Source organism: Streptomyces sp. NPDC127190 (genome assembly GCF_042672505.1).
Taxonomy (GTDB): Bacteria; Actinomycetota; Actinomycetes; order Streptomycetales; family Streptomycetaceae; genus Streptomyces.
Window position 1 is genome coordinate 17,988 of the sequence record NZ_JBHXVE010000010.1, and the last position, 18,698, is coordinate 36,685.

An 18,698-nucleotide genomic window follows, 5' to 3' on the forward strand; every position below is an offset into this window, starting at 1 on the left:
TTAACCCACCCCCACAGGGTCGAACAGTTTAACTCCCCCGCCCCCCCCTCCCCGGTGTCTAACGGGGGCCCCCCCCCCGGGGGCCTTTGTCGTTGTCCGTGCCCGGAGTTGGATCAGCACAGGCGGCGACTCGGCACACCGAAGGTGCACCGAGTCGCCGACCTGCGCTGATGGACGGTGGGTCAGGAAGGCTTGACCGACGAGACCGCGGTGGCGGTCACCTTGTTGTCACACTCGGCCCACAGCCCCCCGTCCTTCAGGCCGACCTGGTGCTTCCCGGTGTGCGGCAGCCCGATGACCATCGTCGGGTACGCCACCGGCTTCGCGCCCGACACGCAGTAGCCGTCGGCCTCCCCCTGGACCTGGACGAAGGTCAGCTTCAGCCACGCCTTGCCGTGCGGCTTGACCGTCACGGTGGTCGCCTTGCCGGTGGGGGTGACCTTGAGCGGGGCGTTGTGGTCGGGGGAGCCGTTGCCGGCGCCCGCGACCGTCGGGTGGCCCTTCAGGGTGCACGTCGTCCGGGAGACGTTGGTGAACTGCACGACCGCCGCCCCGACCCCGGTCCCGACGGGCCGGTGGGCGGCCTGCCAGGCGCTGACCTGAAGGGCGGAGGCCGAGCAGGCGGGCGGCGGGGTGGAGGTGGTGCTCGCCGCCATGGCGGTGCCGGGCAGGATGCCGGTCACCGCCGCCGCGACGCCCGCGGCCGCCGTCGTCGCCAGCGCCGCCCTGCGAATGCCGTTGCTGTAACGCATGGTGTCGTCCCCCTGAGTCATGTCGTCCGCGGGCTTCGGTCGTTGGTTGTCGCCCGCGGTATGGGTGGTCGTGGTACGTGAGTCCAGACAGGGTGGGAGAGCGGCGGCGTTTCGTGCGGCGGCTGCTTGTGACAGAACGGTGACGAGAGACCGCACCTGTGCAGAGGGCCGTCAGGGCACGCAGAAGCACTTCCAGCGTGCCACCGGCGTTCCCCGCCCGCGCGCCGAAGGTGCGCCGAGTCGCGCCGGCCGGACACCGTGCCGGGACTCTTCGCCCGACCGGCCCGGGTGCGAGGCCGGGCGGTCCGGACGATGCTGGAGCCATGGCCGGGAAACGTCCGATCGTCGTGCACCTGCCCTCCTCGAGCGGCGGCCGTCGGGTCCGGGTGGACGGCGAGATCCTCGGCCTGGCCCACAACGTGCGGGACCTGGTCGAGTTCCTGCGCCGGGCCGGGCTGGAGATCGAGCCGGAACAGGTGGCCGACTCGCCCCTGATCGACTGGCGCGGGGTGGGGCCGGACCGATGGGAAGCGGAGACGCGGACCTGACGGCGGTTCACCCGCGCGCGGGTACGGGGCACACTGGCGGCATGTCCTCCCGACGCCGAACCTGCCCCGTGTGCCGCCGAGACATCGCCGTCGTCGCGGGCCGCTTCGCACGGCACGACCCGCCCGGGGCGCGGGAACACGGCGAACTCGTCTCCTGCGCCGGGTCCCGACGGCAGGCACAACTGGGCGCGGTCCAGCCGTCCTTGGACGGATACGCCGTGCCCGAATTCCCCGGACAGCTACCGCTGTTCTGACATCTGACGCCCCGCCGGGCCGGCAGCGGGGGCCTACCCGTGCAACGGACGACGGCCGCCCTCAGTTCCCGGCGATCGACTTCACCGCGACCGACACCGGCGTCGAGCCGCCGATCAGCTCCAGCGTCAGCCCCGCCGTCGCCGGCGTGTCCACCAGCTCCGCGAGAACGGCCGCCACATCGTCCCGGCTGACCTCGCCGCGCCCCGTGTGCGCCTCCAGCCGGACCAGGCCGGTCCCCGCCTCGTCCGTCAGCGAACCCGGACGCAGGATCGTCCAGTCCAGAGCCTGCTGGCGGGCCACATGGGCGTCCGCCTCGCCCTTCGCCCGCAGATACACGTCGAACACGTCGTCGCCCTGGTGTGCCGGATCCGCGCCCATGGAGGACACCATGACGAAGCGACGCACGCCCGCGCGTACGGCCGCGTCCGCGAACAGCACCGCCGCGCCCTTGTCCACCGTCTCCTTGCGGTCCGTGCCGCTGCCCGGACCGGCGCCGGCCGCGAAGACCGCCGCGTCCGCGCCCTGGAGGTACGCCGCGACCCCCTCCACCGTGGTGGACTCCAGGTCGAGCAGGACCGGTTCGGCCCCGGCCGCCCGCAGATCGTCGCCCTGCTCCGGCTTGCGGATGATCCCCGCGACCTCGTCCCCGCGCGCGGAGAGCAGACGCTCCAGCCGCAGCGCGATCTGACCATGACCACCAGCGATGACAATGCGCATGTTTCCGACCGTACGCCCGAATGGCCGCATTCGCCGCATGACTTGATCGCCGTGACCGGAGGACGCAGAAATCCCGCTCACGACCTCCCGCCCCGCCTACGACGGCTCGCCGCGGCCCTGGCGGGGGAGGCCCAGTTCTGCTGTCGTCGTCGAGTTGCAGTACTCCCGGACCGCGCTCGTGCGGGCCACCACGCGGCCCCGGTGCACCACGATCCGGCTGTAGGCCAGGGAGAGGGCGCCGGCCAGGCGGTCGCCGCGGACGGCCAGCAGCTCGGCGGGGAAGCCCGCCTCCAGCCGTACGTCCGGCAGCCCCAGCGCCGCCCGCGCGGAGGCGCTCACCGCGTCGTAGGCGTCCTCGGGGCGCAGGCCGTGGGCGGAGGCGAGGAGGTAGGCCGCCTCCAGGGGGTCGGCGCGGCCGACGGGGTTCGAGGCATCGCGCAGGGCGCCGCTGCCGGCCGCCACCCGGACCCCGGCGGCGCGCAGCAGCCGTACCGGAGCCGTGCCCCGCCGGTCCGTGCCGGAGCAGCCGCCCTGGGGCAGGCACACCACCGTCACGCCGGCGGCCGCCAGCTGGTCCGCGACGCGCGCGGCCGCCTCGGCGGGCAGGCGCGCGAGACCGGCGCAGGGCCCGATCGTCACGCCGGGGCGCAGGCCCCCCGCCATGGCCGCGAGCCGGGACAGCCGGGCCGGGTCGGCGGCGTCCGTGTGCAGGTCGACCGGGCAGCCGTGCTCGGAGGCCACCTCCAGCACCGCCTCCACATAGCCGGTCGGATCCGGGTCCAGGTCCGGGCAGCCGCCCACCACGGACGCGCCCATCTTCACCGCGTCCCGCAGCACCGCGAGCCCGTCGGCCCCGGCCACCCCGGTCAGCAGCCGCGGCATCGCCACCGTGGTCAGCTCCGCGAGCCCCCGCAGCGACCGCCGCGCCTGGAGGACTGCGCCCAGTGCGCCGAGCCCCTGGACGTCGCCCACCCGCACGTGCGCGCGTACCGCCGTCGCGCCGTGCCCCAGCTGGAGCAGCGCGGCCTCCGTGACCCGCCGCTGGACGTCCTCGGGGGCGTACGAGACCGGGCCGGGGTGCTCGGCGGACAGGGCGGTGTCGCCGTGGGCGTGGGGTTCGGCCGGGGCCGGCAGGAGCAGATAGCCGCTCAGGTCCACCCGGGAGGCGCCGGTGCGCAGCGGGCCCGGCGCGAGGCTGCCGGCCGTGCCGACCGCCTCGATGCGCCCGCCGCCCAGCCGTACGTCCACCGTCCGGCCGTCGGTGAGCCGCGCCCCGCACAACAACAGGGCGCTCTGCTCGGACGGGCCCGGGAAACCGGAGGAGCCCGACGGGTTCGACGGCGGCTGCGGCTGTGGCTGGCTGTCGGGCATCGCGCTCCAGGGGGGGCCGGGGCTGGTTCGGGACGGCTCGGGACGGCGGCGGCCTGAGGGATGCGAGCCCGTGCGCCGCCCAAGATCACGCAGAGCGAGTCGAGCCTAGGGTGGCGAGCCGTGCGGGGCCCGTAGGAGCGCAATAGTCGTACCGGTGTGGTCCGCCCCAGGCGGTACACGTGTCGCCCGCGCGCGTGGTGCGCACCGCCTCCGTGGACGCGGCGCACACCGCCTCCGTGGACGCCGGCCCGGGCGGCCGCGCCGCGGGATTCCGGGACGTCCGGCGCGGCGCGAGGGGCCGCCGGGAGGGCCGGTGATCGTGATGCGGGCCGGGCCGGGATACGGATTTGGGTGAACGGCTGCGGACCGTGTAATGTCTTCCTCGCTCGCCCCAATAGCTCAGTCGGCAGAGCGTCTCCATGGTAAGGAGAAGGTCAACGGTTCGATTCCGTTTTGGGGCTCTGGTGTGAGAGGTTCCCGCCGCAAGGCGGGGACTGATCTCATCAAAGCGGTGTAGCTCAGTCGGTAGAGCAAGCGGCTCATAATCGCTGTGTCACCGGTTCAAGTCCGGTCACCGCTACTGACAGTAGCCGATTGCGGGGTCGGTCCTTCAATCGGCTACTCTTTCTTGCGTTGAATCAGTCCACCCGTTCGTCTTAGGAGCACTCACGTGGCTGCCACCGACGTCCGCCCGAAGATCACGCTGGCCTGCGTGGAGTGCAAGGAGCGGAACTACATCACCAAGAAGAACCGGCGTAACAACCCGGACCGTCTTGAGATGAAGAAGCACTGCCCGCGTTGCAACGCGCACACCGCGCACCGCGAAACGCGATAAAAAGGCTCGTTCGCGAGGCCGTCCCCTTCCGAGGGGGCGGCCTCTCGGCGTTTCACCGGTCGGCTTCCGGCTAATTTGGGGCCGTCACAGCAAACATCCAGGAGGTGCCGGGCCATGGCGCTCGACCAGTCCTTTGTGGGACGGACCTACCCGCCCACCGCCCCTTACGAGGTAGGCCGGGAGAAGATCCGCGAGTTCGTCGAGGCGGTCGCCGAGACCAACCCGGTGTACACGGATCCCGAGGCCGCCAAGGCGTACGGATACCCCGATGTGATCGCCCCGCCGACCTTCGTGTTCTCCATCACGTTCCGTGCCTGCGCGCAGGTCGTGCAGGACCCGCAGCTCGGCCTGGACTACAGCCGGGTGGTGCACGGCGACCAGAAGTTCGCCTACAAGCGCCCCGTCCACGCCGGCGACCGGCTCACGGTCACCTCGACCATCGAGGCGATCAAGAGCCTCGCGGGCAACGACATCCTGGACATCCGCGGTGAGGTGTACGACGAGGCGGGCGAGCACGTCGTGACCGCCTGGACGAAGCTCGTGGCCCGCGCGGCCGGGGAGGCGTGAGGAACCGATGACGGCGAAGATCGCATACAGCGACGTCGAGGTCGGCACGGAACTGCCGGCCCAGACCTTTCCGGTGACCCGCGAGACGCTGGTGCGCTACGCGGGAGCCTCGGGGGACTTCAACCCGATCCACTGGAACGAGAAGTTCGCCAAGGAGGTGGGCCTGCCGGACGTCATCGCGCACGGCATGTTCACCATGGCCGAGGCGATCCGCGTGGTCACCGACTGGCTGGGCGACCCCGGTGCGGTCGTGGAGTACGGCGTCCGCTTCACCAAGCCCGTCGTCGTCCCGAACGACGACACGGGTGCGCTGATCGAGGTCGCCGGCAAGGTCGCGGCCAAGCTGGACGACAACACCGTGCGGGTGGACCTGGTGGCGACCAGCGCCGGCCAGAAGGTGCTCGGCATGTCCCGGGCCGTCGTACGGCTGGCCTGACGGCACGGCCGGTGGCCCTGCGGGGTGCGGGTAAGGGGCGTTCTCCATGGCGGAGCGCCCCTTACATCTGCCGTCGCAGGAACCTGGTTGCCGAGTTAGTGATTGAGTACTAACTTGGCCGCATGCCCAGGATGAGTGCAGCGGAGCGACGCGAGAGTGTCATCCGCGCGGCGACCGCCGAGTTCGCCCGCGGTGGCTACCACGGCACCTCCACCGAGGCCATCGCCAGACGCGTGGGGGTTTCGCAGCCGTACCTCTTCCGGCTCTTCCCGGGCAAGAAGGCGATCTTCCTCGCGGCGGCGGACCGCTGCGTGGAGGACATCATCCGCATCTTCGAGGAAGCCTCACAGGGACTGCGGGGCGAAGCGGCCCTGCACTCCATGGCCGAGGCGTACACCAAGGTCATCGCGGAGCGGCCGGAAGTGCTGCTGATGCAGATGCAGACGTACATCGCCGTGGCGGCCGCCGAGCAGGAGTGCGACCGGGAGTTCGGGGAGCAGGTCCGGGCCGGCTGGATGCGGCTGTGGGACACCGTGCATGTGCCGCTCGGCGCCGACGTCAACGACACGACCACGTTCCTGGCGTACGGCATGCTCATCAACTGTCTGGTCGCCATGGGCTTTCCGCCCGGGCACCGGGTGTGGGATGGGTTGGACTCGCCGGCCCGGGCCAAGGAGGGCCGCGAGGCGTAGCGGGGGCCGGGAAGGCGTGGCGCCTTTTCCTGGCCAAGAAAGTTAGTAATCAATAACTAATCAGATGCACTCTTGGGGGAGCGATGTCGCATCCGACCGAAGTACCGTCCACCGGATCGAGCCGGGCCAGAGCCGTGTGGGCCCTGGCCATCACCAGCGTCGCCGGGTTCATGGCGGCCCTCGACAACCTCGTCGTCACGACCGCGCTGCCCTCCATCCGCAAGGATCTCGGCGGGGCGCTGGACGACCTCGAATGGACCGTGAGCGCCTACACGCTCACCTTCGCCGTCCTGCTGATGACCGGCGCCGCGCTCGGCGACCGCTTCGGCCGCCGCCGGCTCTTCATCGCCGGGCTCGCCGTCTTCACCGGCGCCTCCGCCGCCGCGGCCCTGGCGCCCGGCATCGGGACCCTGATCGCCGCCCGCGCGGTGCAGGGCGTGGGCGCGGCCGTGATGATGCCGCTCACGCTCACCCTGCTCACGGCCGCCGTGCCCGCCGCCCGGCGCGGCATGGTGTACGGCATCTGGGGCGCCGTCAACGGCCTCGCCGTCGCCTCCGGGCCGCTCATCGGCGGCAGCCTCACCGAGCATGTCTCCTGGCACTGGATCTTCTGGCTGAACGTTCCGCTCGGCCTGGTCGCGATGCCGCTCGCCCGGCTGCGTCTCGCCGAGTCCCACGGCACCGGCGCCCGCCTCGACCTGCCCGGCACGCTGCTCGCCAGCGGCGGGCTCTTCGGGGTCGTCTACGGCCTGGTCCGCGGCCCCGCCGACGGCTGGACCGACACCACCGTGCTGACCTCGCTGTTCGCGGGCGGCGCGCTGCTCGTCGGATTCGTCCTCTACAGCACCCGCGCGGCCCAGCCCATGCTGCCCATGCGGCTGTTCCGCTCCCGCGCCTTCTCCGGGATCAACACGGCCAGCCTGCTGATGTTCGTGGGCATGTTCGGCTCGATCTTCCTGCTCAGCCAGTACATGCAGGGCGTGCTCGGCTACTCGCCCACCGAGGCGGGGCTCAGGATGCTGCCGTGGACCGGTATGCCGATGCTGGTCGCGCCGGTCGCCGGGATGCTGTCCGACCGCATCGGCGGCCGCCCGGTCGTCGCCGCGGGACTCTTCCTGCAGGCCACCGGTCTCGCCTGGATGGCCGCCGTGGCCACCGCGCACGCCTCCTACGCCGTCCAGCTGCCCGCCCTGATCGTCAACGGTGTCGGCATGGCCCTGTTCTTCGCGCCGGCCGCCAACCTGGTGATGTCCAGCGTGCGCCCCGAGGAGCAGGGCATCGCGTCCGGCGCGAACAACGCGCTGCGCGAGGTGGGCGGGGCGCTCGGGATCGCCGTCATGTCGTCGATCTTCTCCGCGCAGGGCGGGTACGCCAGTCCGCAGAACTTCGTGGACGGCCTGCGGCCGGCGCTCGTGACGGGGGCGGGGGTGGTCGCTCTCGCGGCGGTCGCGGCGCTGCTGATACCGGGGCGGCGGACGGTGCGGCCCGCCGTGGTGGCCGAGGCGGCGCCCGCGCCGGTTGCGGAGGCCGTGTCCCGTTGAGGGTGCGGGGCGGCACGCGTGTCGGTACTGCGGTGGCCATGGCGCTGGTGTGGGCCGGGGGGGGCGTTTCGCGTGCCGGCGCCGGCCGGGTGCCTCCCCCAAGCTCTCGGCTTCGCTCGAGCAGGGGGTACCCCCATCGCCCCAGCGGCACGACCGCCCGCAGCTGGCGTGAGCTAGCGTGACCGCCCGCGGCCTGTCGGCGGCTGTGCGGGCGGTGTCCGAGGGGTCTCGTAGGCTTGGGGCCGTGCAGGTACTTCACGATGCCCCCCTTGCCCCGCTGACCACCTTCCGGCTGGGCGGTCCCGCGGTGCGGCTCGTCACCGCCGTGACCGACGCCGAGGTGATCGCCGCCGTGCGCGAGGCCGACGACCACGGGACGCCACTGCTGCTCATCGGCGGCGGCTCGAACCTCGTCATCGGCGACAAGGGCTTCGACGGCACCGCCCTGCGCATCGCCACCCGCGGTGTCGAGCTGCGCGGCAGCACCCTGGAGCTGGCGGCCGGCGAGGTGTGGACCGACGCCGTCGCCCGCACCGTCGAGGCCGGGCTCGCCGGGATCGAGTGCCTGGCCGGCATCCCCGGCTCGGCCGGCGCCACCCCGATCCAGAACGTCGGGGCCTACGGCCAGGAGGTCTCCTCCACCATCACCGAGGTCGTCGCCTACGACCGGCGCGCCGGCGAGACCGTCACGCTGACGAACGAGGAGTGCGGCTTCTCGTACCGGCACAGCCGCTTCAAGGCCGACCCCGAGCGCTATGTCGTGCTGCGCGTCCGCTTCGGGCTGGAGGACGCCGACGGCCTGTCCGCGCCCGTCAGGTACGCGGAGGCGGCCCGCGCGCTCGGTGTCGAGCCCGGCGAGCGCGTGCCGCTGGCCGCCGCCCGGGAGACCGTGCTGAAGCTGCGCGCGGGGAAGGGCATGGTCCTCGACCCCGAGGACCACGACACCTGGTCGGCCGGGTCCTTCTTCACCAACCCGATCCTCACCGACGAGCAGTTCGCCGCCTTCCACGCGCGCGTGCGCGAGCGGCTCGGGGAGGGCGTCGAGCCGCCCGCCTACCCGGCGGGGGAGGGCCGTACGAAGACCTCCGCGGCCTGGCTCATCGACAAGGCGGGCTTCACCAAGGGCTACGGCAGCGGGCCCGCTCGCATCTCCACCAAGCACACCCTCGCGCTCACCAACCGGGGCGAGGCCACCACCGAAGACCTCCTTGCACTGGCACGGGAGGTCGTCGCCGGGGTGCGCGAGGCCTTCGGCATCACCCTGGTCAACGAGCCGGTCACGGTCGGCGTCAGCCTCTGAGGCGTACCGGCGCGGTCAGTAGGCGACGCCCACGCCCTGCTTCACCGTCGCCATGTCGTCGATCATCGACAGCATGGCGTGCGCGACGTCCGCGCGCGCGAGGAAGCGCCCCTTGGGTGGGAAGCCGCCGATGACCGTGCGATAGCGGCCGGTCACCGGCTTGTCCTGGAGCCGGGGCGGCCGTACCGAGGTCCAGTCCGTGCTGCTGCGGGCCAGCTCGGCCTCCATCGCGCGCAGGTCGGCGTAGACGTCCTTGAGGATGGCCGAGACCACGCCGCGCAGCGCGCGGTCCAGCAGGCCGTCCTCGGCCGCCGGACCGACCGGAGCGGCGCTGACGACCAGCAGCCGGCGGACGTCCTCCGCCTCCATGGCCCGCAGGACCGTACGGGTCAGCCGGGTGGCCACCCCGGCGTCCTTGATGCTGCGCGCGCCCAGGCCGGACAGGACCGCGTCCCGGCCCCGGACCGCGGGGCGCACCTGCTCCGGGTCGGTCAGGTCGGCGCGGACGACCTCCAGACGGTCGCCGGTGACGGTGAGCCGGGCCGGGTCCCGTACGACGGCGGTGACCTCGTGCCCGGCGTCCAGGCCCTGCCGGACCAGCTGCCTGCCGACCCCGCCTGTGGCGCCGAAAACGGTGAGCTTCATGACCTCGCCCCCTGTTGCGAAGAGGTGGGTGAGTGTTCACTCACCCCATGGCATCTAGAGTGGGTAAGCATTCACTCACCCGTCAAGTCCGGCAGGCCGCCGGCCCAGCCCGGAGCCACCCGCCACGCCCGAGAGGACGACCCGTGCAGACCAGACCGGCCCGCGTCCGCATCCTCGACGCCGCGCACGAGCTGATGCTCACCGTCGGCCTCGCCCGCGCCACCACCAAGGAGATCGCCCGGGCGGCCGGCTGCTCCGAGGCGGCCCTCTACAAGTACTTCGCCAGCAAGGAGGAGTTGTTCGTCCGCGTCCTCGCCGAACGGCTGCCCCGCCTCACCCCGCTGCTCGGCAGCCTCGCCGCCGAGCCCGGCCAGGGCACCCTGGAGGAGAACCTCACCCACATCGCCCGCCAGGCCGCCCTCTTCTACGAGCAGAGCTTCCCGATCGCCGCGTCCCTGTACGCCGAGCCGCAGCTCAAACGCCGCAACGACGACGTGCTCCGCGGGCTCGGCTCCGGCCCGCACCGCCCCATCGAGGACCTGGACGCCTACCTCCGCGCCGAGCAGGCCGTCGGCCGGGTCCGCGCCGACGCCGACACCTTCGCCGCCGCTTCCCTGCTCCTGGGCGCCTGCGCCCAGCGCGCCTTCGCCTACGACGCCACCGACAGCGGCGAACGCCCGCCCGTCGACACCTTCGCCGCCCGCCTCGCCAGGACACTGCTGAGCGGAATCTCGGCCGCGGCACCGGACGGCGGGGCGTGATCCCGACGCCGTAGGACGCCGTATCCGCCGCGCGGCCGTGTCAGGCGGCCGGGTGGGCCAGCCAGTCGTCGATGCCCGCCAGCAGCCGCCTCCTGACGTCCTCCGGGGCCGCCGAGGCGCGTACCGACTGGCGGGCCAGCTCGGCCAGCTCGGCGTCCGTGAAGTCGTGGGCGTGCCGGGCGATCTCGTACTGGGCGGCCAGCCGCGAGCCGAACAGCAGCGGGTCGTCGGCGCCCAGCGCCATCGGCACCCCCGCCTCGAAGAGCGTGCGCAGCGGGACGTCCTCCGGCTTCTCGTAGACGCCGAGCGCCACGTTCGACGCCGGGCACACCTCGCAGGTCACGCCCCGGTCGGCGAGCCGCTTCAGCAGCCGTGGGTCCTCCGCCGCGCGCACCCCGTGCCCGATCCGCGCGGCGTGCAGGTCGTCCAGGCAGTCGCGGACCGAGGCCGGGCCGGTCAGCTCGCCGCCGTGCGGCGCCGACAGCAGGCCGCCCTCGCGCGCGATGTGGAAGGCCCGGTCGAAGTCGCGCGCCATGCCCCGCCGCTCGTCGTTGGAGAGCCCGAAGCCGACCACGCCCCGGTCCGCGTACCGCACCGCGAGACGGGCCAGCGTGCGCGCGTCCAGCGGGTGCTTCATCCGGTTCGCCGCCACCAGGACGCGCATACCGAGACCGGTGTCCCGGGAGGTCGTCTCCACCGCGTCCAGGATGACCTCCAGCGCCGGGATCAGCCCGCCCAGCCGGGGCGCGTACGACGTCGGGTCCACCTGGATCTCCAGCCAGCCCGAGCCGTCCCGGAGGTCCTCCTCGGCCGCCTCCCGGACCAGCCGCTGGATGTCCTCCGGGGTGCGCAGACAGGAGCGCGCCGCGTCGTAGAGCCGCTGGAAGCGGAACCAGCCGCGCTCGTCCGTGGCCCGCAGCCGCGGCGGCTCCCCGCTGACCAGCGCGTCCGTCAGCGCCTCGGGCAGCCGTACGCCGTACTTGTCGGCGAGCTCCAGGACGGTTCCCGGCCGCATCGAGCCGGTGAAGTGCAGGTGCAGATGGGCTTTCGGCAGTTCAGAGACATCACGTACAGGCTCCATTCCCAGATCCTGCCGTACGCCCCTGCCGTCCCGGTAGCCGTTTCCCCGGACGTGGTCTTGCTCGCACAAACGAACAGGAGCACCTACGAACGTCCGTAGGTGCTCCTGTCCGGAAACCGAACCGTCAGTCCCTGGCCTCGGCCAGCAGCTTCTGGATGCGGCTCACGCCCTCGACGAGGTCCTCGTCACCGAGCGCGTACGACAGCCGCAGATAGCCCGGCGTGCCGAAGGCCTCGCCCGGGACGACCGCGACCTCGGCCTCCTCCAGGATCAGCGCGGCCAGCTCGACGGTGTCCTGCGGGCGCTTGCCGCGGATCTCCTTGCCGAGCAGCGCCTTCACCGACGGGTAGGCGTAGAAGGCGCCCTCGGGCTCGGGGCAGAACACGCCGTCGATCTCGTTGAGCATCCGTACGATCGTCCTGCGCCGGCGGTCGAAGGCCTCACGCATCTTGGCCACGGCCTCCAGGTCGCCGGAGACGGCGGCCAGGGCGGCCGCCTGGGCCACGTTGGAGACGTTCGAGGTGGCGTGCGACTGGAGGTTGGTCGCGGCCTTGACGACGTCCTTGGGGCCGATGACCCAGCCCACCCGCCAGCCGGTCATGGCGTACGTCTTCGCCACACCGTTGACCACGATGCACTTGTCGCGCAGCTCGGGCAGCAGGGCGGGCAGGGAGACGGCGGCGGCGTCGCCGTAGACCAGGTGCTCGTAGATCTCGTCGGTGAGCACCCACAGGCCGTGCTCCAGGGCCCAGCGGCCGATCTCCTCGGTCTCGGCCTCGCTGTAGACCGCGCCGGTCGGGTTGGACGGGGAGACGAAGAGCACGACCTTCGTCCTCTCCGTGCGGGCCGCCTCCAGCTGCTCCACCGAGACCCGGTAGCCGGTCGTCTCGTCGGCCACGACCTCCACCGGGACACCGCCCGCGAGCCGGATCGACTCGGGGTACGTCGTCCAGTACGGCGCCGGGACGATGACCTCGTCGCCCGGGTCCAGGATCGCGGCGAACGCCTCGTAGATGGCCTGCTTGCCGCCGTTGGTGACGAGGATCTGGGAGACGTCGGGCTCCCAGCCGGAGTCGCGCAGCGTCTTCGCGGCGATCGCGGCCTTCAGCTCGGGCAGGCCGCCGGCCGGCGTGTAGCGGTGGTACTTCGGGTTCTTGCAGGCCTCGACGGCCGCCTCGACGATGTAGTCCGGGGTCGGGAAGTCGGGCTCACCGGCGCCGAAGCCGATCACCGGACGCCCGGCTGCCTTCAGGGCCTTGGCCTTGGCGTCCACGGCGAGGGTGGCGGACTCGGAGATCGCGCCGACTCGGGCGGAGACCCGGCGCTCGGTGGGTGGGGTTGCAGCGCTCATGCGGCCCATCGTTCCAGACCGGAAATGTCCCCGGCACACGGGTTTCACGGACTGAGCAGCCAGGGGTCAATGCGTGAACACGGGTCCGAATCCGGGCCCCGGCCAGGACGATCTTCGCCCGGCACCGCCCTGGCGGGCACTTTCTGTTCGACGCAGGGCCGCGGACCACGTACACTCTCACCTCGTTGGCCACCAACAGCCGCTGCCGGAACCGGTGCACACCCCGCACCCGGTCGGATGCGGTACGTTGGGGGACACACAAAGGGTCGTAGCTCAATTGGTAGAGCACCGGTCTCCAAAACCGGCGGTTGGGGGTTCAAGTCCCTCCGGCCCTGCTACACACACCGCCAGGATGTGTGCGCATGTACGTACAGCAATGCACCGCCGTGCGGCTCAGAAACCGGGCGCGGCACGGCCACGACCCGGGATCAGGTGAGGATTATGACGGACGCCGTGGGCTCCATCGACACGCCTGACGCCCAGGACGAGCTGCCCGAGTCCAAGAAGAAGGCCCGCAAGGGCGGCAAGCGCGCCAAGAAGGGCCCGCTGAAGCGCCTCGCCACCTTCTACCGCCAGATCGTCGCGGAACTCCGCAAGGTCGTCTGGCCGACTCGCAACCAGCTGACGTCGTACACCACCGTGGTGATCTTCTTCGTCGCCATCATGATCGCGCTGGTGACCGTGATTGACTATGGGCTCAACCACGCGGCCAAGTACGTTTTCGGCTGAGCCAAGAGCGAAGGGCGCCGTGGTACCGGCGCCCCTTTTCGCATGTTCCACCCCTATGTATCCAGGAAGAAGCAGCCATCGTGTCTGACCCGAACCTGAACGACGCCATCGAGCCGGACGAGATGGTGGACGACGAGCTCGACATCGTCGAGGGCGCGGACGAGCAGGACGAGTTCGAGGCTGCCGAGGCCGAGTCGGGCGAGCCGGCCGAAGAGGCCGCCCTGCACGTCGAGGACGAGGACGAGAGCGCCGAGGAGCCCGAGGCAGCCGAGGAGGAGGCCGAGGAGGCCGCCACCGAGGCCGAGCCGGCCGCGCCCGTCGACCCCATCGAGGCCCTGCGCGAGGAACTCCGCTCGCTGCCCGGCGAGTGGTACGTCATCCACACCTACGCCGGTTACGAGAACCGCGTGAAGACCAACCTGGAGCAGCGCGCCGTCTCGCTGAACGTCGAGGACTACATCTTCCAGGCCGAGGTGCCGCAGGAAGAGGTCGTCCAGATCAAGAACGGCGACCGCAAGACGATCAAGCAGAACAAGCTGCCGGGTTACGTCCTGGTCCGCATGGACCTGACCAACGAGTCCTGGGGCGTCGTCCGCAACACCCCGGGCGTCACCGGCTTCGTCGGCAACGCCTACGACCCGTACCCGCTGACCCTGGACGAGATCGTCAAGATGCTCGCCCCGGAGGCCGAGGAGAAGGCCGCCCGCGAGGCCGCCGAGGCCGAGGGCAAGCCCGCCCCGCAGCGCAAGGTCGAGGTCCAGGTGCTGGACTTCGAGGTCGGCGACTCGGTCACCGTCACCGACGGCCCGTTCGCCACCCTCCAGGCGACCATCAACGAGATCAACCCCGACTCGAAGAAGGTCAAGGGCCTGGTGGAGATCTTCGGCCGCGAGACGCCGGTCGAGCTCTCCTTCGACCAGATCCAGAAGAACTAGTTTCCGCTGGACTTCGTGCTTCCGAGCAGGTCAGGCAGACCGTCACCGGGCGCCTGACCTGCTCGGTTTTTAGCCGCGCATCTATACCCGTTATCGTTGTGCGGTATGCCTGCGTCTGGATCGCGATCCGTGCGCGGGCATGGACCCGAATGAAAGGACCCGGAGAGCTATGCCTCCCAAGAAGAAGAAGGTCACGGGGCTCATCAAGCTCCAGATCAACGCCGGTGCGGCGAACCCGGCCCCGCCGGTCGGCCCCGCGCTCGGTCAGCACGGCGTCAACATCATGGAGTTCTGCAAGGCCTACAACGCGGCGACCGAGTCGCAGCGTGGTTGGGTCATCCCGGTGGAGATCACGGTCTACGAGGACCGCTCCTTCACCTTCGTGACCAAGACTCCGCCGGCCGCGAAGATGATCCTCAAGGCCGCTGGCGTCGAGAAGGGCTCCGGCGAGCCGCACAAGACCAAGGTCGCCAAGATCACCGAGGCGCAGGTCCGCGAGATCGCCCAGACCAAGATGCCCGACCTCAACGCCAACGACCTGGACGCCGCGTCGAAGATCATCGCCGGCACCGCCCGTTCCATGGGCATCACGGTCGAGGGCTGACCTCAAACCTCGTAGCAGTCATGCGGCCGTAGCCGGTCGCACGTGGCAGGGCCTGCTCGGCCCAGGGACCACGACTCCTTTCAGAACACACAGGAGCAAGTTGTGAGCAAGCGCAGCAAGGCTCTCCGCGCTGCGGACGCCAAGGTCGACCGGGAGAAGCTGTACGCCCCGCTCGAGGCCGTCCGTCTCGCCAAGGAGACCTCCACGACCAAGTTCGACGCCACCGTCGAGGTCGCCTTCCGTCTGGGTGTCGACCCGCGCAAGGCCGACCAGATGGTCCGTGGCACCGTGAACCTTCCGCACGGCACCGGTAAGACCGCCCGGGTCCTGGTCTTCGCGACCGGCGACCGTGCCGAGGCCGCGCGTGCCGCGGGCGCCGACATCGTCGGCGCCGACGAGCTGATCGACGAGGTGGCGAAGGGCCGTCTGGACTTCGACGCCGTCGTCGCCACCCCGGACCTCATGGGCAAGGTCGGCCGCCTCGGCCGCGTCCTCGGCCCCCGTGGTCTGATGCCGAACCCGAAGACCGGCACCGTCACCCCCGACACCGCCAAGGCCGTCACCGAGATCAAGGGCGGCAAGATCGAGTTCCGCGTCGACAAGCACTCGAACCTGCACTTCATCATCGGCAAGGCGTCCTTCGAGGACGACAAGCTGGTGGAGAACTACGGCGCCGCGCTGGAGGAGATCCTCCGTCTGAAGCCGTCCGCCGCCAAGGGTCGCTACATCAAGAAGGCCGCCATCACCACCACGATGGGCCCCGGCATCCCGGTCGACCCGAACCGCACCCGCAACCTCCTCGTCGAGGAGGACCCGGCCGCCGTCTGAGCCCTGCGCTCACCCGGTAGCCGCGTCAGGAACGCGTAAGAAAGGGCGGGCCCTGCAACCTTCTGGTTGCGGGGTCCGTCCTTTCTTTGTGCGACCTTTCGTACGACTGTCAGCGGCCTGGGTTACGGTGCAGGCACAGGACTCGCAATAGGGGTGGGACAAGAATGAAGAGCACGACCGTGCGCCGGATGACCCTGTCCATCGCGGTGGTCGCCGCGCTCACCGGGGTGGCCGCCTGCGGCACCTCCGGCTCCGGGAAGGGCGCCAAGGGCGACAAGGCGGCCGGCGACACCGTCATCAACGTCAGCCCCATCGCCGCCCTGCGCTCCGCCGAGCAGTCCACGGACAAGGCCGAGTCGGCCAAGGTGCGCTCCACCACGTCCGTGGGCAACCTCATGTCGATCTCCTCGACCGGTTCCCTCACCTGGGGCCACGGCCTGACGGGCAACCTCACGCTGACGTACACCGGCGGCCAGATGGCCGAGATGATGAAGAAGTCCGGCAACACGTCGATGCAGGCCCGCTATCTGCCGGACGCCTACTACGCGAAGATGAGCGACGCCTTCGCCCGGCAGACCGGCGGCAAGCACTGGCTCAAGTACTCCTACGACGACCTCGCCAAGCTCGGCGGCGCCTCCGGCTCGTACATGAAGGACCAGCTGCGCACCGCCACGCCGAACCAGTCCGTGAAGATGCTCCTGGCCTCCGGGGACGTCAAGAAGGTCGGCGAGGAGACGCTCTCCGGCGTCCGCACCACGCACTACTCGGGCACGCTGGACATGGCCGACCTGGCGGGCAAGACCAGCAACCTCAAGCCCGACCAGCTGGCGGCCCTGAAGAAGCAGATGACCCAGATGGGTGCCACCACCGACACCGTCGACATCTGGGTCAACGACCAGAACCTGCTGGTCAAGAAGACCGAGAAGGTGGACATGACTCAGGGCACCATGGTCAACACCGCCTACTACAGCGACTACGGCGTCAAGGTCAGCGCCGAGGCCCCGCCGGCCGGCGACACCATGGACTTCGCCGACCTGATGAAGTCCGGCGGCATGACGGCGGGCGGCAGCAGCGGCACGGCCGGCACCACCGCGGGCGGCACCGGCCTCAGCTCCTGAGCCACCGCGCTCCGGCGCATCGCAGAGCGGCCCGTGCCGGCGCCTTCCGCGCCCGCACGGGCCGTCCTATGACCTCCTGGGCGCCTTCCTGGGCCGCCCGCCGGCCGCAGCTGCCGGCCGCCCCTGCCGGCCGACCTGTGCCGTAGCGCCGTAGGGCCGTAGGGCCCGATTTGCTCTGGGGTGGGGCGGTCCCGTAGTCTCCTTCCCGAAGCCAAAGACCGCTGGTCGTTGCCGTGCGCTCGAATGAGGGTGCGGTGGCCGAAGGATCCGCTGAAAAGTGGGCGACCCGCGCAGGTGTCAGTGGAAGAACTCCCGGAGTGCGCGCCTCAGCGCGTGTACGGCCGGTCGAGTCCGCCCCGAGCGCCTGCGCCGGGGCGTTTCGTTTTACCCAGTCCTCCTTCGGGTCCGCGCGGTCCGAATCACCCGGAAGGAGGCCGAGGCTCTATGGCGAGGCCCGACAAGGCTGCCGCGGTTGCCGAGCTGACGGACAAGTTCCGCAACTCGAACGCCGCCGTGCTGACCGAGTACCGCGGTCTCACCGTGGCGCAGCTCAAGACGCTGCGCCGTTCTCTCGGTGAGAACGCCCAGTACGCCGTGGTGAAGAACACGCTGACCAAGATCGCGGCCCAGGAGGCCGGGATCACGCTGGAGGACCAGCTCTTCGCTGGCCCGACGGCCGTCGCCTTCGTCACCGGTGACCCGGTGGAGTCGGCGAAGGGTCTCCGTGACTTCGCCAAGGAAAACCCGAATCTCGTCATCAAGGGCGGTGTGCTCGAGGGCAAGGCCCTCTCCGCCGACGAGATCAAGAAGCTTGCGGACCTCGAGTCCCGCGAGGTTCTGCTCAGCAAGCTGGCCGGTGCCTTCAAGGCGAAGCAGTCCCAGGCTGCCTCCGTCTTCCAGGCGCTGCCGTCGAAGCTCGTCCGCACCGTGGACGCGCTGCGCGCCAAGCAGGCCGAGCAGGGCGGTGCCGAGTAATTCGGCTCGCTTTCTGACCCGGCCCTACGGCTCGGGTCGCAGCGGGCCGACGTACGCCCGCCTTACCCAGTACATCCGGCACCTGCCGATTTGAGTGGAAGGACCGCCATCATGGCGAAGCTGTCCCAGGACGAGCTGCTTGCCCAGTTCGAGGAGATGACCCTCATCGAGCTCTCCGAGTTCGTGAAGGCCTTCGAGGAGAAGTTCGACGTCACCGCCGCCGCTGCCGCGCCGGTCGTCGTCGCCGGTGGTGCCGCTGGTGGCGCCGCCGCCGAGGCCGAGGAGGAGAAGGACGAGTTCGACGTCATCCTCACCGGCGCCGGCGACAAGAAGATCCAGGTCATCAAGGTCGTGCGTGAGCTGACCTCGCTGGGTCTGAAGGAGGCCAAGGACCTCGTCGACGGCACCCCGAAGCCGGTCCTCGAGAAGGTCAACAAGGAGGCCGCTGACAAGGCCGCCGAGGCCCTCAAGGGCGCCGGCGCCTCCGTCGAGGTCAAGTAACACCTTCCGGGTCCCCAGGGACTCGACTGCGCGCTGAGATCGGCCCTGCCGGGCTGTAACGCGGACGCACCGAAGAGCGATCATCCATCCGGGTGGTCGCTCTTCGGCGTCTCGGGGAGGCCGACCGCGGTTGCCTTGCGCTCGCTGCGGCGAGGG

Annotated in this window: 23 protein-coding genes and 3 tRNA genes; 20 read left to right on the forward strand and 6 right to left on the reverse strand. The window is 70.9% G+C overall.

The annotated features are described in order from the left end of the window. Positions 1–182 precede the first annotated feature (182 nt). Positions 183–752 (reverse strand): DUF4232 domain-containing protein, encoded by a 570-nt coding sequence (locus ACFVIU_RS17180; protein WP_385843325.1) that lies wholly within the window; start codon positions 750–752, stop codon positions 183–185. A gap of 323 nt (positions 753–1,075) precedes the next feature. On the opposite strand from ACFVIU_RS17180, the gene ACFVIU_RS17185 reads away from it, so the two are divergent. Then, the gene (locus ACFVIU_RS17185) at positions 1,076–1,300 is read left to right on the forward strand and encodes a hypothetical protein (RefSeq protein WP_385843326.1); all 225 of its coding nucleotides are present in this window, start codon (positions 1,076–1,078) and stop codon (positions 1,298–1,300) included. A 41-nt stretch (positions 1,301–1,341) separates the two neighbouring features. Further along, positions 1,342–1,554 carry a hypothetical protein gene (locus tag ACFVIU_RS17190; RefSeq protein WP_385843327.1) on the forward strand — a complete coding sequence of 71 codons (213 nt, stop codon included), beginning with the start codon at positions 1,342–1,344 and terminating at the stop codon, positions 1,552–1,554. 61 nt (positions 1,555–1,615) lie between these two features. Here ACFVIU_RS17190 and ACFVIU_RS17195 read toward each other — a convergent pair whose 3' ends face one another. Next, the gene (locus ACFVIU_RS17195; protein WP_385843328.1) at positions 1,616–2,272 is read right to left on the reverse strand and encodes an SDR family oxidoreductase; all 657 of its coding nucleotides are present in this window, start codon (positions 2,270–2,272) and stop codon (positions 1,616–1,618) included. A gap of 96 nt (positions 2,273–2,368) precedes the next feature. Continuing rightward, positions 2,369–3,643, reverse strand: coding sequence for an amidohydrolase family protein (locus ACFVIU_RS17200; protein WP_385843329.1), 1,275 nt, complete (start codon positions 3,641–3,643; stop codon positions 2,369–2,371). A 179-nt stretch (positions 3,644–3,822) separates the two neighbouring features. Here ACFVIU_RS17200 and ACFVIU_RS17205 point away from each other — a divergent pair, with 179 nt between their 5' ends. The 9 genes from ACFVIU_RS17205 to ACFVIU_RS17245 all read left to right on the forward strand — a co-directional run bounded on the left by ACFVIU_RS17205 (position 3,823) and on the right by ACFVIU_RS17245 (position 9,014). Beyond that, complete coding sequence (locus tag ACFVIU_RS17205) at positions 3,823–3,960, forward strand: hypothetical protein (RefSeq protein ID WP_385843330.1); 138 nt, start codon at positions 3,823–3,825, stop codon at positions 3,958–3,960. Positions 3,961–4,031: 71 nt separating this feature from the next. Beyond that, positions 4,032–4,104 (forward strand) — tRNA-Thr (locus ACFVIU_RS17210). Positions 4,105–4,150: 46 nt separating this feature from the next. After that, positions 4,151–4,223 (forward strand) — tRNA-Met (locus tag ACFVIU_RS17215). A 90-nt stretch (positions 4,224–4,313) separates the two neighbouring features. Then, entirely contained in the window at positions 4,314–4,478 is a 165-nt protein-coding gene (gene rpmG / locus ACFVIU_RS17220) for a 50S ribosomal protein L33 (RefSeq protein WP_003948671.1), read from the forward strand. A 114-nt stretch (positions 4,479–4,592) separates the two neighbouring features. Then, positions 4,593–5,045, forward strand: coding sequence for a MaoC family dehydratase N-terminal domain-containing protein (locus ACFVIU_RS17225; protein WP_385843331.1), 453 nt, complete (start codon positions 4,593–4,595; stop codon positions 5,043–5,045). A gap of 7 nt (positions 5,046–5,052) precedes the next feature. Continuing rightward, a complete protein-coding gene (locus ACFVIU_RS17230) occupies positions 5,053–5,481 on the forward strand; it encodes a MaoC family dehydratase (protein WP_385843332.1) in 429 nt (142 codons plus the stop codon). Positions 5,482–5,603: 122 nt separating this feature from the next. Beyond that, a complete protein-coding gene (locus ACFVIU_RS17235; protein WP_385843333.1) occupies positions 5,604–6,173 on the forward strand; it encodes a TetR/AcrR family transcriptional regulator in 570 nt (189 codons plus the stop codon). 83 nt (positions 6,174–6,256) lie between these two features. After that, positions 6,257–7,714 (forward strand): MFS transporter, encoded by a 1,458-nt coding sequence (locus ACFVIU_RS17240; RefSeq protein ID WP_385843334.1) that lies wholly within the window; start codon positions 6,257–6,259, stop codon positions 7,712–7,714. 244 nt (positions 7,715–7,958) lie between these two features. Then, on the forward strand, positions 7,959–9,014 hold the full coding sequence (locus ACFVIU_RS17245) for a UDP-N-acetylmuramate dehydrogenase (RefSeq protein ID WP_385843335.1): 1,056 nt from the start codon (positions 7,959–7,961) through the stop codon (positions 9,012–9,014). A 15-nt stretch (positions 9,015–9,029) separates the two neighbouring features. Here the strand turns inward: ACFVIU_RS17245 and ACFVIU_RS17250 are convergent, their stop codons facing one another. Then, entirely contained in the window at positions 9,030–9,659 is a 630-nt protein-coding gene (locus tag ACFVIU_RS17250; protein ID WP_385843336.1) for an NAD(P)-dependent oxidoreductase, read from the reverse strand. A gap of 143 nt (positions 9,660–9,802) precedes the next feature. Between ACFVIU_RS17250 and ACFVIU_RS17255 the strand changes: the two genes are divergently transcribed. After that, entirely contained in the window at positions 9,803–10,420 is a 618-nt protein-coding gene (locus ACFVIU_RS17255) for a TetR/AcrR family transcriptional regulator (RefSeq protein WP_385843337.1), read from the forward strand. Positions 10,421–10,460: 40 nt separating this feature from the next. Here the strand turns inward: ACFVIU_RS17255 and ACFVIU_RS17260 are convergent, their stop codons facing one another. Beyond that, positions 10,461–11,501 (reverse strand): adenosine deaminase, encoded by a 1,041-nt coding sequence (locus ACFVIU_RS17260; RefSeq protein WP_385843338.1) that lies wholly within the window; start codon positions 11,499–11,501, stop codon positions 10,461–10,463. 124 nt (positions 11,502–11,625) lie between these two features. Next, entirely contained in the window at positions 11,626–12,852 is a 1,227-nt protein-coding gene (locus ACFVIU_RS17265; RefSeq protein WP_385843339.1) for a pyridoxal phosphate-dependent aminotransferase, read from the reverse strand. Between the two features lie 262 nt (positions 12,853–13,114). Between ACFVIU_RS17265 and ACFVIU_RS17270 the strand changes: the two genes are divergently transcribed. The 8 genes from ACFVIU_RS17270 to rplL all read left to right on the forward strand — a co-directional run bounded on the left by ACFVIU_RS17270 (position 13,115) and on the right by rplL (position 18,542). Next, a tRNA-Trp gene (locus tag ACFVIU_RS17270) sits at positions 13,115–13,187 on the forward strand. Positions 13,188–13,293: 106 nt separating this feature from the next. Next, a complete protein-coding gene (gene secE / locus ACFVIU_RS17275; RefSeq protein ID WP_385843340.1) occupies positions 13,294–13,581 on the forward strand; it encodes a preprotein translocase subunit SecE in 288 nt (95 codons plus the stop codon). 80 nt (positions 13,582–13,661) lie between these two features. Further along, positions 13,662–14,516 carry a transcription termination/antitermination protein NusG gene (nusG, locus tag ACFVIU_RS17280; RefSeq protein WP_385843341.1) on the forward strand — a complete coding sequence of 285 codons (855 nt, stop codon included), beginning with the start codon at positions 13,662–13,664 and terminating at the stop codon, positions 14,514–14,516. Positions 14,517–14,685: 169 nt separating this feature from the next. Next, positions 14,686–15,120: a 50S ribosomal protein L11 gene (gene rplK / locus ACFVIU_RS17285; protein WP_031167035.1), complete on the forward strand. Its 435-nt coding sequence runs from the start codon at positions 14,686–14,688 to the stop codon at positions 15,118–15,120. A 102-nt stretch (positions 15,121–15,222) separates the two neighbouring features. Further along, entirely contained in the window at positions 15,223–15,948 is a 726-nt protein-coding gene (gene rplA / locus ACFVIU_RS17290; RefSeq protein ID WP_385843342.1) for a 50S ribosomal protein L1, read from the forward strand. 164 nt (positions 15,949–16,112) lie between these two features. Then, the gene (locus ACFVIU_RS17295; RefSeq protein WP_385843343.1) at positions 16,113–17,066 is read left to right on the forward strand and encodes a hypothetical protein; all 954 of its coding nucleotides are present in this window, start codon (positions 16,113–16,115) and stop codon (positions 17,064–17,066) included. A gap of 444 nt (positions 17,067–17,510) precedes the next feature. After that, the gene (gene rplJ / locus ACFVIU_RS17300) at positions 17,511–18,041 is read left to right on the forward strand and encodes a 50S ribosomal protein L10 (RefSeq protein WP_385843344.1); all 531 of its coding nucleotides are present in this window, start codon (positions 17,511–17,513) and stop codon (positions 18,039–18,041) included. Between the two features lie 111 nt (positions 18,042–18,152). After that, positions 18,153–18,542, forward strand: a complete 390-nt coding sequence (rplL, locus tag ACFVIU_RS17305; protein WP_086697259.1) for a 50S ribosomal protein L7/L12 — start codon at positions 18,153–18,155, stop codon at positions 18,540–18,542. Positions 18,543–18,698 lie beyond the last annotated feature (156 nt).